The following is a 227-nucleotide window of genomic DNA, read 5'->3' as shown; positions in this document are numbered from 1 at the left end:
CTGATTTTTCGTTAAGTCAAAAAATTACTGGGCGCGATTCAGCGAAAGACGATCGCCACATAGAAATTGATTTAGGAGAGTCAGGTTTAACTTATCAAACTGGTGATGCTTTAGGTGTCTGGTTTGAAAATGATGAAGCACTAGTAGATGAGCTAATCGCTGAATTAGGTTACAACGCTGATTATAAAGTAAATTTAAGCATTTCTGGTGAAGATAAGGAATTTAGC

Annotated in this window: 1 pseudogene; it reads left to right on the top strand. The window is 36.6% G+C overall.

Annotated elements, in window-relative coordinates:
* A pseudogene (locus tag V6256_RS15575) lies at positions 1 to 227 on the top strand (sulfite reductase [NADPH] flavoprotein alpha-component); the annotation flags it as partial.

This window comes from Psychromonas aquatilis (assembly GCF_038155185.1).
Lineage (GTDB): Bacteria > Pseudomonadota > Gammaproteobacteria > Enterobacterales > Psychromonadaceae > Psychromonas > Psychromonas aquatilis.
Note: the sequence above shows the minus strand (reverse complement) of the source record. Positions and strands in the feature narration are given on the sequence as shown.